Below are 13,659 nucleotides of genomic sequence, written 5' to 3'. Positions count from 1 at the left end.
GACCTCACCGATGTATAACTCCGATATCCCGAGCCGCGCCGAGCTCCTGACCTCGGCCCAGCTCCTGCGCTCGACCGCCATCGCCTTCGTCGCGGCAGTCGGCATCCTCGTCACCATCGTGCTCCCGGCCGAGTACGCGATCGACCCGACCGGGATCGGCCGGGCGCTCCGGCTGACCGAGATGGGAGAGATCAAGACCCAGCTCGCCGCGGAAGCCGAAGCGGACCGCAATCGCGACACGCAAAGCGTGCCGGCTGCTCCGCCCGCGGACCAGCGTTCCAGCCTGCTGAACACGATCATTGGCGGATTGTTTGTCTCGCCGGCCCATGCTGCCGAGCGCGTTTTGCTCGCCCAGGCGGCCAAGAGCGACGAGACAGTCTTCACGCTCAAGCCGAATGAGGGCATCGAGTACAAGCTGACAATGGCCAAGGGCGCCCAGGTGAATTTCACCTGGGCCGTCCAGGGCGGCGCGGTGAACTACGACATGCATGGCACCGCAACTGGTGGCGGCAAGGAGAAGAGCATCAGGACCGGCCGCGGCGTCGCCGGCGATCAAGGTGTCCTGACGGCCGAGACGGACGGGGCCTATGGCTGGTTCTGGCGCAATCGCGGCAGTGCCGATGTCACGATCACGCTGAAGACCAACGGCGCCTACAGCGCAATCAAGCGCATGGTCTGACCGCGTCCGACAACGCCAGGCAGCCAGTCGTGCGACTGGCGTAGATCGCAACGACCTGCCGGCCGTCCTGTGCCGGCAGGTTCCTCTGCAATGATTCACCGCAGCATTGGCGAGGCGCCTTTGTGCCCATTAACTGGGAGCCGCCTCGCCACCCAACTGTCTGCAACCCTCTTCTCATCCTCTGCCGCTCGCTCCAGCAGCCATGGATGGAACGCCTTGCGACGTTCTGCGGTCGCGACTGGGCCGACGAGCTGCCGAAGGACAAGCCCGTGGTCGTCTATTGCGTCAATGAGGTCCTATCGGAGTGTCGTTCTCGCCGTCCGCCAGAGCTTGTATTCATCGGTCAAGCACGGTGTTCACGGTGTTCGCGAAGGCCTAAAGTGATCCCGCGGGGCTGTTGATCCGATGGGACGAAGCAGGCGTGTTCCCCGCTGGTTCGCTCCCGAGGATGTCCAGGGAGGATCACGCAATGAACCGAAGGATCTGTCTGCATCCGCGCGCTGCGCTCACGAAGTCCGCGCTCGGCCTTCTCGCCGCCATGGCCGTGACGGGCGTTCCGGCGCCTGTCGCATCGGCGGAGGGGGATGCTCGAAGCATCCTGAAGGCCATGACGGACTATCTCAGCCGCCAGGAGAACCTGGCCTTGAAGTTCGATGCCGACGTCGAGGCGGTGACCCCGGCCGTCGAGAAGATCCAGTTCAGCGCCTCGGGTGAGGTCACCATGAGCCGCCCGAACAAGTTTCGCATCAGCCGGACCGGCGGCTATGCCGATGTCGAATTGATCTCTGACGGTTCAAACGTGACGGTCTTTGACCGCGGTGGAAACAGGTTCGCACAGGTTCCTGCCGTCGGTTCCTTCGACATCGTGGTCGACAAGCTCCGAAACGAAGCCCTGCTCGAAATTCCAGGTGCAGATCTTTTTCTATCGAAGCCCTACGAGGTGCTGATGGCAGGGGTGCTGGAGGCCAAGCATCTCGGCCGCGGGGTCGTCGGGGGCGTTGAGTGCGAACATCTCGCTTTCCGCAATCTCGACACCGACTGGCAGATCTGGGTCGAGGTCGGTGACCGGCCGCTGCCGTGCAAATACGTCATCACGAGCAAGGCGGTTGGTGCCGCACCCCAGTACACGCTGCGGCTCAGGGACTGGAAGACCGGCGTCAGTCCGGCGCCGGATGCGTTCGCATTCAAGCCGCCGGAAGGCGCCAGCGGCGTTGCGATCACCGTGCTCAAGGACATCGACGAAATTCCAGCCGGCGTCGTTCCGGGAGGTCCAAAATGAACAAGTCAGGTTTGAAATTCATGTTCCGCGCCGCGCTCGCGGTGTTGGCCGGCGGCGCGGCCCTGCTCTGGAGCGGAGACATGTCCGTTCCATCGGGCTCGTTCACCAGTCAGGCGGAGGCGAGGGTGGGGCGGCCGTTAACGCCCATGAGCTACGCTGGCGTGGCCCGCCGGACCACCCGCAGGAGTGCCGCCTACGGGGCGGCGGCCGGAGCCGCGGCGGCTGGGGCGTATTATTACGCCCCAGGCTGCCCGCAGGTTGTGAATTCCTACGGCCAGATCGTCTACCAATGTCAGTAGCCAGGGCAGCCCTGGACGCCAGGCTTGATGGGATGCCTACCTGACCGTCGCCGCTGGCCGATGGCCACGAGCCGATCCCGGACCCGGGCCGCGACGGCGGCCCGGCCATAGGCGTCCGAGATCGACGCCTTGGCGGCTCGGGTTCGCTTGCCCACATCGGCTCCGCCTCGCGTGATTTCGACCAGTTTCGCCGCCGCATCTGCTACGCTCGGTTCAGACCAGACACTGCCTTCATGAAACCAGTACTCGCCTGCAAGGACGGGGGTCTCGCCATGATCCACCACCCAACAAATCTCAGGCGAGACGAAATCCAAGGGCCCCGTTCCGCCGGTGGTAAGCACCGGCGTACCGAGAAGCATGGCCTCCGCCAGGCTGCGTCCGAATCCTTCCGCGCGATGAAGACTGATCAGGCAGTCCGCGGCGGCGATCAGCCCCAGCGTGTCCCTGCGGGTGAGATGCCGATCGAGCACAACGATGCTGCTGTCGGCCGAAATACGGCTGCACAGTTCGGAGAACGCGTCGGGGTTGCGGTCTCCGTTGATGGTTTTCAGGATCAGGAGCGACGGCTCCGCCAGGTTCGCGCGAGCGATCTGAAAGGCCTCGATGGCTCCCCAGGGATTCTTGCGCGCCAGGGATGAATTGAAATCGAACAGGCACAACGCCGTGAACGCCTTCCGCTCGATCCCGATGTCAATCCAGTTCGGCGGCCGCACATCGCCCAGTTCGACGAGAGGGGGCACGTGGAAGACAGGCTTCCGCGTGCGGGCTTCGAAGACCTCTTTGACGAACCGGGTTGGTGCCCAGATCTCGTCGACCGTGTCGAATACCTGGGACCAATAGTCCGGGATCGCGCTGAGCTCCCAGGGCCAATAGCCGACATTATAGCATCCGTCGAAGTGCGAAGGGCTGACGAGCCTCAGGCGAGCAGTCTCAAATGGTGAAAGACAGAAGAGGTTGACGTCGAATAGCGGAGTTTCCGCGGCACACTGGCGTTGCACGACCTTGAAATCCTGGGTGACGGTCGCTGGCGCCGGAAGATCGCACACAACCCGAGGTGCGCCCAGCTCCTCGAGAACCTGCAGGATGCTGCGTGCATCCTCTCCCAAACCCATGACGGCATGCAGATGGCCGTGGACGTTGACCCCGGGGAGACGTGCCCCGTCCGGTCGCGTCGCGGGTCTTACCAACCACTCGGGAAGCTTGTCCCTGCCCGTTGACCGGAACCAGTTCAGGAAAGCGCGAAAGTCAGGCAAAGCCCCCAGGAGGTCGGCGTAGTGGATCGAAGCCAGCCTCTCCAGGCGAAGCGGTCCGTCCGGCCCCTCGGCCTCGTGGAGCCAGGTTCTTTCGTGCGGCGACACGAAAGGCGCCAGCCCGAGATCTGGAATACCCTCGAAGTAATACCACGCGAGAAAACGGTCATGCGTCTGTCGAACAGACGATGGCGCGAGAGTATCGCTCACATACCGCTGCAGGCTGGAACGATAGGGCGGATCAGGCTCCTGCAGGATCTCCATGATCTCCGGTGTGATCCGAACACCTGCGAAGCGCTTTCGCCCCTTCGTGGCGAGCCAGCATAAGAAACCGATGATCTCAGGCTCGTCGACCGCTTGCTGATTGATGTGACCTGTCGTCAAATAGAATAGCGACCGGATCTGCGGATGTGTGTTCAAGACCCTCCGTTCAGGTGTCATGGTTCACGCGAGTTGTCGTTCCGGGAGCCGTCGCATCGCTCGTCAATCCTTGCCAGCCAAGAATCCTTCCCAGCGAGGCTTTGCAATCTCAATTTGATCGAGTCACCCGCCACAATCCGTCAAGCGACATGATGCATGACCAAGATGTCCGAACAGAAGCGATACGTCACAAAATCGACCGAGCTTTCCGCGGGATTGTTCGTCATTCGCTACACCGACGCGATGGACCAGGTGAATCCGCCCACAATCGTCCTGACTGGCCATCCCGCCAGTTCCGTCGAGATCGTGTACGAACCCCACATCGTGGACGGCAGCCTACGCATCGGCTCCGTGGCGGTTCTGCGCGTTCGCGAGGCCAGTTCCGTGTTGGTGACAACGATCGCGGGCTTGCTGTCCACCTCGCCGGACGTGACCGTCGAAATCGAGCCCCTCGGCCGGCCAGCGCTCAACGATCTGACAGCGAAGCCCATGCCACCGGTTTGCCCGGTCCGGGACGGCGACGAACTGATCCTGACGGGCTATGTGACGTCTCGCGGCTTGCGCGGAGTGGATGCGTCCGGTTGGCTGGGATCCAATTCGGCATCATCGAGACTGGAAGGGTTCTCCCTCGCTTGGAAAAAGCCGATCGCCGGTGTTCTTCTGAGCTATGGCTGCGAGCTCGACAACGGGCAGTCCATCCGCTCCAGGGTCGCCGGATCCTTTGTCGGTTTACTGGGTGAAGGATCGGGTATCGAGGCCATCCGCTTCCAGATCAGAGGACCGCAGGCAGCCGAGAACGAACTCGTGGTGTCCGCGATCTTCAACGGACATGGGCCGCAGACACAGTCCGGCCAGATCATCGACATGCGCAAGCCATCCCATGGTACGGTATTGCGTGCCTTGAAGGTCGCCATTCGCGCCCTGGAACCCGCTGGCGCGCCTTCGCAAGCAAACAGCAAGAAGGTGCCGGTTCGCAGGAAGGTGTTTCGCTCCAAGTGACCTGATAGGAAGTAACCTGATAGGAAGTGACCTGATAGGTGAAGGGTCCCTGCTCCGCCGCAGCAGGTCAACCCCACGCAAATCCGGCTGTCGATATGCGCCGGACTCCCTCGTCAGACGACGAGGAAATCGCGCGGTTCGGGCCGGTTGGGAAACCTCCAGATTCGGAAAAACGCCGAACCTGGACGAGCGCACTACGCCGCCTTGGTTGCTTCCGATGCCTCTTGCCTCGGCATGTTCGTCTTGACCTTCAGGATCGCGGCAATGGCCTCAAGCTCCGCCGCGAAGGCGAGGGCGTCTTCCGGTTTGACGTAGAGAGATCGTGGTATCCCGCTCTGATCCAGCGTTATGCGAAGGCGGAACATGTCTTCACCCTCTTCGGTGAGCCCACGATCAAGACGCGCGTATCGAAATCGTGAGATCCTTTCAGATACATTCATCGTTTTACTCCTCTTGAATTCCGGAATCGCTGCGGGCGTAGCTGGCGCCGCTCCTTCAATCACAATAGTCAATGCCTCGGGGGGCGGTTGAGCCTCCACCTTTTTCCGAAAACGCAAGTTTTTCGAAAGCCGCAAGATCGAACCCCATCGTCCAATATACTTACCGAAAATCTTAACCCAAACATTCCGCCCAGTCGACGAAAAATTGTTACAACTGGGCCCGTGAGCTTAACATAGTCCAGCGGGGAGAATTCAGACATGAACGTGACGGTTGCTTAATCAACAACACTATCGCCGTCCCTCGAACTTCCCGTAGTAAATACCCGTCGTCTATGCAGTTGAGACGGCGTAGCTTCGTGGTTAGCGCATATCCGCTCAACTGTCATAGGCAACGCCCAACTCGTCGGTCATGGTTCGATGAACCTGAACGGCTCTCTCGAACTCGCTTGTCCGTGAATCGTCAGCATTTTGATAGTATTCCATCGCGATGCTAATGCACAATCCAGGGAAAGAAAGCTCAGCGTAGAGCATTTCCATCTCAAAATCTTTCATCTTGCCATAATACGTCAGAATATCGCGGAAACGTTCGCTCGACCATGACTGAAGATCATGGTCCGCCCATGTGACGAGGCGGGCCAGGTCATACGAGCGAACGGACACGGCGGTATTGTCGATGTCGATAATCGCGTAGGAGCCGTCCGCCCCCCGGATCACGTTCTGGCATCCGAAATCCCCATGCGACAGGATGCATTGTTTGCGGCCGGCCGCCGTTACTGCGGTCATCGCGTCCGTGGCCAGGCTCAAGGCGTGTTCGCACTGGCGCCGGAGCTCGCCTGAATGGGCGCGAAACGCCTCCGCGAAGGGGGAGGGGTCCGCCGACGCCGTGTCGCACACGGTTTCGAAATTGGTGATCCATTCCCGCAGGCGCTTTGGCGCATCGAATGTCTTGTCAGGGATCGGAGCGATGTTCTCCGTAAAGTCTTTTGAGCTGTCGTGGAACGTTCTGAGCAGATGGCCCAGATCCCTGAGCGTTTTTGGCTCGCTGTACCTGGGAAACATGCCCTTGACATAGGGAAAGACCAAGTAGCTCATGAAGCTGCCTGTCACGAGACGGTCTCCGAGCCGCGCAACGACCGGACAGCCATTCTTCAGAAGATAGGGCCCTACGTCGAAGATTTTCTGGGCAACTTGCGTGGACGCCAGACCTTTCAGGACGAAGTCCCCGATGCGCCAGACTCTGCGCTTGCCCCGCTCGGCGAGGAGCTCGAGCTCGCCCGAGGCTGGGAAGCCCAGCTCTGAAAGCGCCCACCGGGCCTCGTCTTCGAGTTCGGGTTCCGTGGCGCTCACTGGCCGCCTCGACGGTTCGTCTGCAGCATGCGGGTCGCTTGCCCCGCCAGAGAAAGGTACCAGTCATTCGCGGTGTCACAAGACTCTGCGTCAGGAGTGATCAGGCCACCATCGACCGGCAAGGCATTCTGCGGCTCCGCCGCCTTCATGATCGCTGTGCCCTCGTCGAATTCGTCGAACATGGCGGTATAGAGCATGCGGGCTCCGAACTTCTCCGCGGCCGCAACCTGCTCCAGGTAGAACCGGCCGCAATCCCGATCGATGCTGTTGGGCTCGGATGCCTTTCTTTTCAGGTTCGATGCCGAATAGCCGGGGAAGATGACGGGTAGATAGTCGATCCCGAGACGGGAGGTTTCCGCCATGTCGGGCACGATGCGGTCCGTCCAGAATGTCCTGGCGGTCGAGGGCGTCTTGAAACGGCCAACCGTCCAGGGACTGATGACATCGAAGGACCTGTAGACATCGGCCCATTCGGGTTCCTTCTTCGAGTCCCCGGACAGCCCCCTCCATCGTGTCGGCACCCCACCAATGATCGTGGCGGGCGGAGCCGCTCCGCTTCCGCTCTTCAGCCTGGCGATCAGGCTTGCCGCTGCTTTCGCCGAGCCCGCGCGGCTGGTGAAGCCGAGGCCCCAGACGCCGACGACGGGCTTGCCCCGATGCATCTGGTAGAGGCCAGCTTGACCAATGGCGTTTTCCTTCCAGAGACGTTCCCAGTCCGCCAACAGGATGTCCAGGTCCTTGTCGGCTTCGATTCCGGAAATATCATAGTAGATGAAGTAAGCCCGCTTGTGAGTTCTTGCGGATTTGACCACGTTTTGCAGTACGATATCCCTTTGCGCACGCTTTCTGCTGCTGGTGAGTTCCGAAACGAACCGCTGCAGAGCGACACTTTCGATGTTGTAAGTCTTCATCCACGAAAAATGGCGGTCGACTGTTTTTGAATTAAGCGACGAGAACAGCACAGCCTCATTGCCCGCGCCGGTTTTCAGGCCTGTGGAGCACCGTTCTTCGGCGGTCAGTTCGGCCGTATCCGGCCACATGTCGACGCGCAGATCATCGGCCGTCTTGCCCTCACCGCGAAACCAGTGGGCCCATTTGCCGCCGGATTCCGGAGAGGACGGGCAGACGAACCAGCCCTGATAGCCGACCACGTGTCGCCCGTACAAAGTCGACGCCAGTTCCATGGCTCTGTCCTGTGCGTGGGCCGGCTCGCACATCAGGAAACCGAGAGCTCCGAGGACGATGAGATAGCTATGCATGATGGATCCACCTCGCAACGGGTTCGTAGAAGGCTTGCGGCGTGAACCTGCTCGCGGCCTCGAAAGCAGCATCGCGAAGTGGTGCAGGGTTCTGATCGACCTTGCCCCAAAGGTACTTGAACTGCGCGATGAAGTCGGCCGTCGACAGGGGATCGAAATAGTGGACAGCGTCCCGACCGACCTCGGGGATGCTCGAAGACCACGACGCAAGGACTGGCGTCCCCAGGCTGAGCGCCTCCAGGACCGGGATTCCGAATCCCTCGAAAAGCGAAGGAAACACGAGCATCTTGCACATGCGTAGATAACAGTACTTCTGGAACTCGGAGACGAAGCCGGTGATCAGCAGGCTCTCCTCGGCGATCCAACGATCGACTTCGGCCGTAAGGGCGGAATCCAGCTTCCATCCCTTTTTGCCGATGACGACGACCTGGAGCGTCGGGTCGGCATCCAGCAATTGCTGAAATGCAGATATGACCACGCGCAAATTCTTGCGCGGCTCGATAGTGCCGAGAACCGCGATGAAGTTTGGCGGTTTCCTCCCCTCGAACCGGCTCTCGTACTCGGAGCCAAAGTGCTCCGGCCAGGCGACGTACTGGTTGAGGACCTGAATGGCCGAGCTCGGAATGCTCAGATAATATTGGAGATCCTCGCCGGTGGCGTGCGACACGGCGAAAGTGAGTTCATTGGACTGTATCTCCCGGCGCATGTGGCATCGATGATGAGCGATATTGGCCGAGGTGTGAAACTCGGGCGTCAGCAGGGTGGAGATATCGTGAACCACGCTCGCCTCTCGCGGCGCCACGGAGAATACGTCCTTTGTCGACGGAAACAGCGCGACATCGAACTTGCCCGGGCTGTCGAAGCGGATGTTCCGTCCGCGCCGAAGGTCGGCACAGAGATAGAGCCCTGTCTGCTGCTTGACGGCGGCGCAAACCGCGTTCGTCTCGATCAGGCGCAGATCGCTTCCGAACGCGATGTTGACGTCGGAATCCGCGAGCAATTGAAGGGCCAGTCTCGCGGTGAAAACCGGAATACCAGTCCAGAAATTTTCGAGCAGCGGTTTCACATCGAAATAGACATTGACGGTCATTGCGGCAGGGTCTCGCCAATGAGCAGATCAACCACCTTGCTGTAACAGGTGTCGAAAAAATCCTGCGAGGCCCTGATGTTTCGGGCCCTGGCGTGGGGGCCCCTTGCGGAGGCCCGATCATGCCGAGATGCAAAGAGGGACCTCACTTGCCCCGGGCGCGGTGCGAGGAAACCTGCCGATCGTGCGGTGAACCGGCCAAGACCGAGGGGGATGTCGTAGCGATCGCAGGCCAGCGACGTCGCATGCGTCACCTCCAACGCGTCGAGGGACAATCCATCGCTCTCCATTAGCCGAATGAGTTCGGGACCCAGGCACATGGCCAGTTGCCCGAGCGGATTTTCCACCCAGTCAGGCTCTGTCGCGATGTAGTGGTCGGCCATCTCGAGCAGCTCGCGACTGGCGCGCCGGCTCGGAGAAAAGACCAGCTTGATCCTCGAGGAGTAGATCTGGTGTCCGTCGAAGCCGAGCCCGGCCAGCGTCTTGTCGAGCCTGCGCAGACACGCAGCAAGCGCGCCTTCCGTGGCGGCGGGGCACTCCACGAGAACGACGTAATTGAAGGCTGCGCCCATCTTCTCGAAGTTGAAGAACTCCAGCAAAATCGGCGCGAGACCGGTCGGCAGGTCGCCTTCGGCGGTGAGCCAGCTTATGAAGGCGGGGCCGTCATTCGCGGTCTGCTGTGACGCCGAATATCCCTGCAGCCGCTCCTGACTGATCTCGATGGATTGTTCGAGGTTGCCCACCTGGAGGATCAGGGGACAGCTCGATGCCCGGCCCAGGGCTTGCGGACCGTTGCGCGACTTGCTCTTGGTGGAGCGCAGCAATTGCAGCCACGGCAAGAGAACGCCGCGCCTCGGCACAGCGCTTGGCACCAGATTGCTGATACCGATACCGTTGATGAAACCGCCGGCCCGCTGTCCCCAACCCGGCGCCTGATCCAGAAGCGAGATCAGGTTGCCGGTCTCGGCAACCGTGTTGGAGTAATTCAGCAGCCAGACATTTCGGATATTTTTGAGATAGCGTATCTCGTCAAGCCTGCCGACGGCTAGGAAGCCGCGGATATCGGCGACACTTGATTTCAGATGGCGGGCTGCAATCGCAGTGCCATAAATCTCCGGACGGCGGATAGCATAGACCCTGTAGCCCATCTCTTCAAAAAAAACAGAGAGATTGGCGAATATATCTCTATAATACTTTTGATTGCACGCTTCTTTTAGCATGGCAGCGTCAAGAACGGCCCCTGTAAACAGTTCGCCTGCATAACTCGAAGCAGGAAGGCCGATCAAATATGACGGCATTTTATTCAGCCATGAAATGGAAAACTCGGGCTTGATGGAATAACAGGGTGATATTCATTATTCGCGAATTCCGATGAATTAAATAATATCTTGAGAAGCTTCATCCCACTCATCTTCTTACTGTCCAGTAAATTTACATAATTTTTCAGACCACCATCGTCGGCCGGGCGACCCAATACGTAACAATAACAATATTCGACAAACTGTGACGTCGGAACCCGCCGCCTGAAAGACTCGATGGCCCCCTCCAGGCCGCTAAGGGCATCGAAGTCGGGAAGCGTGTCGGTCGCTTCGGCCAGGATTCCGCCCAGGCTGAGCGGGCCGCATTCCCGAACTCCCTCGGGAACTTCCAGGGCGCGCGGCTCACAGATGAGCGCTCCGTTCAGGGGGTCGGCGACCGCGACGGTAATGATCGTTTTCGCCCGCAGAAACCGACGATCGAGCCGGAGAGCGAATCCGTTCCATCCGCTTCCGTGCCCATCTCTCAGAAGGTCCCTTCTGAAGCGGTTCGCAGGGCCGTGGGCCAGGGTGATGGAACCGCAGATTGCAGCGACGTCGCAGAAACTCTGGTTGGATTGCGGCCGCGCCCATCCATGCAGCCGCCCCATTGCATCGATGCCGTCGATTGCTCCGCGTGGGTGCGAAGGCTCCGCGCTTCCCTGTGTCGCAGCGTCGTCCATCGAACTAAACTCCGAACACACGTCAAGCTACGAATAGCCTTACGCTCGATCAGTCTCACTCGTGATGGAGGTTCATCTTGAGGGCGTTGGTTTCCTCATCCGCCGTCGTGTGCTGGGCGATGGCGGAGATAACGTCGGCCTTCGTCAATCCGCCCTGATCGAGAGCGTCAATATAGCCAGAAATCAGATCCTTGGCTTGTGCAGGGTCATCGATGTGACTGAAAGCTGTCTTCACGAAGGCTGTGTTGTCGCCATGGTTGCCCGGACTGTGGACATCCAGCTCCGAGAAGGCACTCTTGACGACATCGGAGAGGTTGCCGCCATGCGACAATACGCCCAGGGCGTGGGTGACCTGATCGGCGCTCGGGTCGGTATTGCTGGCGATGTGGAACACACGGGCGATGGCGGACTCGTTTTCAGCCGTGACGTTGATCTGGACATGGTGCTGCGGGTCTTGGTGCTGGAGATCTTGCGCAGCGTCCTTGTCGACCTCGGGGTAGCTGTTTTTGCCGGCGTCGATATGGATGTCGGCCTTGGAGGTCGCGGGTCCCATGGTCACATCGCGGCTTCCCGAAACCATGTCCCGCCCGTCGTCCTCGAACCATTTATGGCTCTCGGCCGGCGACCAGTCCGGTTGGTACTTGGCGACCTGCTCCTCGGCGTGGGAGACGCTGTCGGAGCCGGGCTGGGCATGATCGACAGAATGCTCCTCTACGTCGTGCTTCTCTGCTTCGTGGGAAGGTTGATCGTCGTCTTGATCAACGCGCGAAACATCCCCGTTTTTGAATTGGGCGAAGTTATCCTGCGCGCTTGCCTTTAAAGATGCCACGAACTCACTAATTTGAAAGTTCTCGTGGCCTACGTTGGAATTAAAGTCTTCAGGCCCACGTCCACCTTCCGGTGTATGATCGCCGTAATCTTTTTCTAGATTGTACGTGACCGTGGGCATGGCTGACCTCCCACCAAGAAGCGGCTATAGATCACGCATAGCGGGGTGATACGGCATTACTCACATTATCGTTACATAATCGGCTACATTTGTCAAATTTTCCGGCAAGTTTTAACCTTGAATTAGGCTTTAACCAGGGTTCGTGCCGCCATTTGGATTCCGGGCGTGATGCTGACATGAGCCCGTACAATGAGTTAGCGAAGCACGTGCAATCGGAAGCGCCAGGTCGCGTTGTCGAGCCGAAGAAAAAGCGGCGTGCGCATCTCACCAGAGTGACCGCGGCGGAGTACCTGAAGGCGGTCCATCAGGCGCCGGTGTTTTTCCGATATGTGGCAAAAAAATGGCAGGCGGTCCTGCTGACCAGACGACGCTTCGTCCGCAAGCGCGTCGTTTCCGACGAGGGTGAATGGAAGAGCGAGTACATTCCAATTCTGGTCAGAATCAGCCCTGTCGTATGGGACGACGAGAGGGGTGAATTCGCTACGGAACCCAAGGCGAAGGGCGCCGGATCGGCGGTCCCGGTCGATCCGGATTTAAGGACGTTGCTCGATCGGATTCAGCGCGGCTGGGACGTGATGGCTCACGCTATCGAACGTCTTGATATGGCGGGACTGTTGATCCCGGTGCAGATGGGCTTTGCCTTCCGCTTGACGGAAAAACTTCCGCCCGATCTCTTCATGGTGGACCCGGCCAAGTTCGTTTCATTGCCTTCAGAGTGGCTGGCGGCGCTCGTCTCCGGATCGCTAACGAGCCTCGATATCGCAATCGGCTCACTCTATTCCATGCGGCTTGCCGACGGTGTTTTCTTCCTTGGCGACGAAGGGGAGTTCGAGGCCCGCCTTGCGGTCTGGGCATCGTCCCCCCTCGAAGCGGAGCAGTCGGCCGCGCGTGAGCAGAGGCAGGGGGGGCTTCCTCCTGTGCACTTTCAGATAGATGCGACTGAGATGCTGGATTTTTCCACTGTCATCGATCCCCTCACCGGTGAGAACTGAAGTCGGCCGTAAGAGTCGTGATCCGATGCTTGGATATGCGGTGCAGGACAAACACGTTTGCTGTGTGCCAGCCATGCTTCGCGATGAGTTCCCGGTGGAGAGCCGAGCCGAAGAAGGCCTCGTCGAGTATCAGGAGACCGGTAATGGAAAAGGATCCTCGCTTCGTGTCAAACGCCGGTTCCCACGGCAAAAGAACGCCGGCCTCGGCCAGGGCGGCAAAAGCCGGGGCGGCCTTTCGCCTGGACTGAACAAAAGCCCATAGTGCTTCGCACCTTCGCTCGGCATTCGCACTGAGACTTCCATTGTCGTCGATCACCGCCTCTGCGGAGTCTTCGTTCACCACGTCCGTGTCGAAAAGGATGGTCAGTTTCTCCGAAACGCCATCGTCCTGGACTGAAAAGGGATGGGCCGCAATCAGCAGTGGGAGTTCGGATGGCTTGCGGCGCGCAAGGTAGCGATGGTCCGGCCGAAGCCCGGTCATCGCAACCAACTCGACGCCAGACGAGGTCGATCGCCAGATGATCGGGTAAAGCGGTGCAAGCGTGGGGGTTTCGATGGGCGCAACCGGAACAATGACTGGATTGACCTTGAATTTCGACGTGCCGAACTCCCCCACCTTGAGCGTTCTATCCTCGCGGTCGAGTGGAATATAAGTCATCGCTTGTGCACACGACAGCAAGA

14 protein-coding genes are annotated in these 13,659 nt (G+C 59.8%); 5 read left to right on the top strand and 9 right to left on the bottom strand.

Features of this window, described 5'->3' with window-relative positions:
- Window positions 1-10 precede the first annotated feature (10 nt).
- The 3 genes from FG93_RS25810 to FG93_RS25800 all read left to right on the top strand — a co-directional run bounded on the left by FG93_RS25810 (window position 11) and on the right by FG93_RS25800 (window position 2,257).
- Window positions 11-679: a hypothetical protein gene (locus tag FG93_RS25810; RefSeq protein WP_043240354.1), complete on the top strand. Its 669-nt coding sequence runs from the start codon at window positions 11-13 to the stop codon at window positions 677-679.
- 469 nt (window positions 680-1,148) lie between these two features.
- Window positions 1,149-1,958, top strand: a complete 810-nt coding sequence (locus tag FG93_RS25805) for a DUF2092 domain-containing protein (RefSeq protein ID WP_052514209.1) — start codon at window positions 1,149-1,151, stop codon at window positions 1,956-1,958.
- Between the two features lie 80 nt (window positions 1,959-2,038).
- Window positions 2,039-2,257 carry a hypothetical protein gene (locus FG93_RS25800; protein WP_244448748.1) on the top strand — a complete coding sequence of 73 codons (219 nt, stop codon included), beginning with the start codon at window positions 2,039-2,041 and terminating at the stop codon, window positions 2,255-2,257.
- Here the strand turns inward: FG93_RS25800 and FG93_RS25795 are convergent.
- A complete protein-coding gene (locus FG93_RS25795; protein WP_043240351.1) occupies window positions 2,251-3,927 on the bottom strand; it encodes a glycosyltransferase in 1,677 nt (558 codons plus the stop codon). The two genes, FG93_RS25800 and FG93_RS25795, sit on opposite strands and share 7 nt — an antisense overlap.
- A gap of 156 nt (window positions 3,928-4,083) precedes the next feature.
- On the opposite strand from FG93_RS25795, the gene FG93_RS25790 reads away from it, so the two are divergent.
- Window positions 4,084-4,926, top strand: a complete 843-nt coding sequence (locus FG93_RS25790; protein WP_043240348.1) for a hypothetical protein — start codon at window positions 4,084-4,086, stop codon at window positions 4,924-4,926.
- A 194-nt stretch (window positions 4,927-5,120) separates the two neighbouring features.
- On the opposite strand, the gene FG93_RS32645 is transcribed toward FG93_RS25790, so the two are convergent.
- The 7 genes from FG93_RS32645 to FG93_RS32640 form a co-directional block, all read right to left on the bottom strand.
- On the bottom strand, window positions 5,121-5,366 hold the full coding sequence (locus FG93_RS32645; protein ID WP_152579632.1) for a hypothetical protein: 246 nt from the start codon (window positions 5,364-5,366) through the stop codon (window positions 5,121-5,123).
- 375 nt (window positions 5,367-5,741) lie between these two features.
- Complete coding sequence (locus FG93_RS25785; RefSeq protein ID WP_043240346.1) at window positions 5,742-6,713, bottom strand: phosphotransferase; 972 nt, start codon at window positions 6,711-6,713, stop codon at window positions 5,742-5,744.
- A complete protein-coding gene (locus FG93_RS25780) occupies window positions 6,710-7,897 on the bottom strand; it encodes a glycoside hydrolase family 71/99-like protein (RefSeq protein WP_152579631.1) in 1,188 nt (395 codons plus the stop codon). Before FG93_RS25780 ends, FG93_RS25785 begins: the two co-directional genes overlap by 4 nt.
- A 67-nt stretch (window positions 7,898-7,964) precedes the next feature.
- On the bottom strand, window positions 7,965-9,062 hold the full coding sequence (locus FG93_RS31460) for a glycosyltransferase family 1 protein (RefSeq protein WP_052514206.1): 1,098 nt from the start codon (window positions 9,060-9,062) through the stop codon (window positions 7,965-7,967).
- Complete coding sequence (locus tag FG93_RS25770) at window positions 9,059-10,279, bottom strand: hypothetical protein (protein ID WP_152579630.1); 1,221 nt, start codon at window positions 10,277-10,279, stop codon at window positions 9,059-9,061. The genes FG93_RS31460 and FG93_RS25770 overlap by 4 nt, the downstream gene beginning before the upstream one ends.
- A gap of 83 nt (window positions 10,280-10,362) precedes the next feature.
- Complete coding sequence (locus FG93_RS25765) at window positions 10,363-11,037, bottom strand: DUF4214 domain-containing protein (protein WP_043240341.1); 675 nt, start codon at window positions 11,035-11,037, stop codon at window positions 10,363-10,365.
- 55 nt (window positions 11,038-11,092) lie between these two features.
- On the bottom strand, window positions 11,093-11,986 hold the full coding sequence (locus FG93_RS32640; protein ID WP_152579629.1) for a hypothetical protein: 894 nt from the start codon (window positions 11,984-11,986) through the stop codon (window positions 11,093-11,095).
- A 176-nt stretch (window positions 11,987-12,162) separates the two neighbouring features.
- Here FG93_RS32640 and FG93_RS25750 point away from each other — a divergent pair, with 176 nt between their 5' ends.
- Window positions 12,163-12,978: a SapC family protein gene (locus tag FG93_RS25750; RefSeq protein WP_043240335.1), complete on the top strand. Its 816-nt coding sequence runs from the start codon at window positions 12,163-12,165 to the stop codon at window positions 12,976-12,978.
- Here FG93_RS25750 and FG93_RS25745 read toward each other — a convergent pair.
- Complete coding sequence (locus FG93_RS25745; protein WP_043240334.1) at window positions 12,962-13,636, bottom strand: SapC family protein; 675 nt, start codon at window positions 13,634-13,636, stop codon at window positions 12,962-12,964. The genes FG93_RS25750 and FG93_RS25745 overlap by 17 nt on opposite strands.
- Window positions 13,637-13,659 lie beyond the last annotated feature (23 nt).

This window comes from Allobosea sp. LC85 (assembly GCF_000735605.1).
Classification (GTDB): domain Bacteria; phylum Pseudomonadota; class Alphaproteobacteria; order Rhizobiales; family Beijerinckiaceae; genus Allobosea.
The sequence above is the reverse complement of the archived record's forward strand: the minus strand, read 5'-3'. Positions and strand labels throughout refer to the sequence as shown.

Coding starts and splice junctions, on each gene's coding strand:
- FG93_RS25810 (WP_043240354.1), top strand. CDS start 11: ATGTATAACTCCGATATCCCGAGCCGCGCCGAGCTCCTGACCTCGGCC.
- FG93_RS25805 (WP_052514209.1), top strand. CDS start 1,149: ATGAACCGAAGGATCTGTCTGCATCCGCGCGCTGCGCTCACGAAGTCC.
- FG93_RS25800 (WP_244448748.1), top strand. CDS start 2,039: ATGTCCGTTCCATCGGGCTCGTTCACCAGTCAGGCGGAGGCGAGGGTG.
- FG93_RS25790 (WP_043240348.1), top strand. CDS start 4,084: ATGACCAAGATGTCCGAACAGAAGCGATACGTCACAAAATCGACCGAG.
- FG93_RS32645 (WP_152579632.1), bottom strand. CDS start 5,366: ATGAATGTATCTGAAAGGATCTCACGATTTCGATACGCGCGTCTTGAT.
- FG93_RS25780 (WP_152579631.1), bottom strand. CDS start 7,897: ATGGAACTGGCGTCGACTTTGTACGGGCGACACGTGGTCGGCTATCAG.
- FG93_RS31460 (WP_052514206.1), bottom strand. CDS start 9,062: ATGACCGTCAATGTCTATTTCGATGTGAAACCGCTGCTCGAAAATTTC.
- FG93_RS25770 (WP_152579630.1), bottom strand. CDS start 10,279: ATGCTAAAAGAAGCGTGCAATCAAAAGTATTATAGAGATATATTCGCC.
- FG93_RS25765 (WP_043240341.1), bottom strand. CDS start 11,037: ATGGACGACGCTGCGACACAGGGAAGCGCGGAGCCTTCGCACCCACGC.
- FG93_RS32640 (WP_152579629.1), bottom strand. CDS start 11,986: ATGCCCACGGTCACGTACAATCTAGAAAAAGATTACGGCGATCATACA.
- FG93_RS25750 (WP_043240335.1), top strand. CDS start 12,163: ATGAGCCCGTACAATGAGTTAGCGAAGCACGTGCAATCGGAAGCGCCA.
- FG93_RS25745 (WP_043240334.1), bottom strand. CDS start 13,636: ATGACTTATATTCCACTCGACCGCGAGGATAGAACGCTCAAGGTGGGG.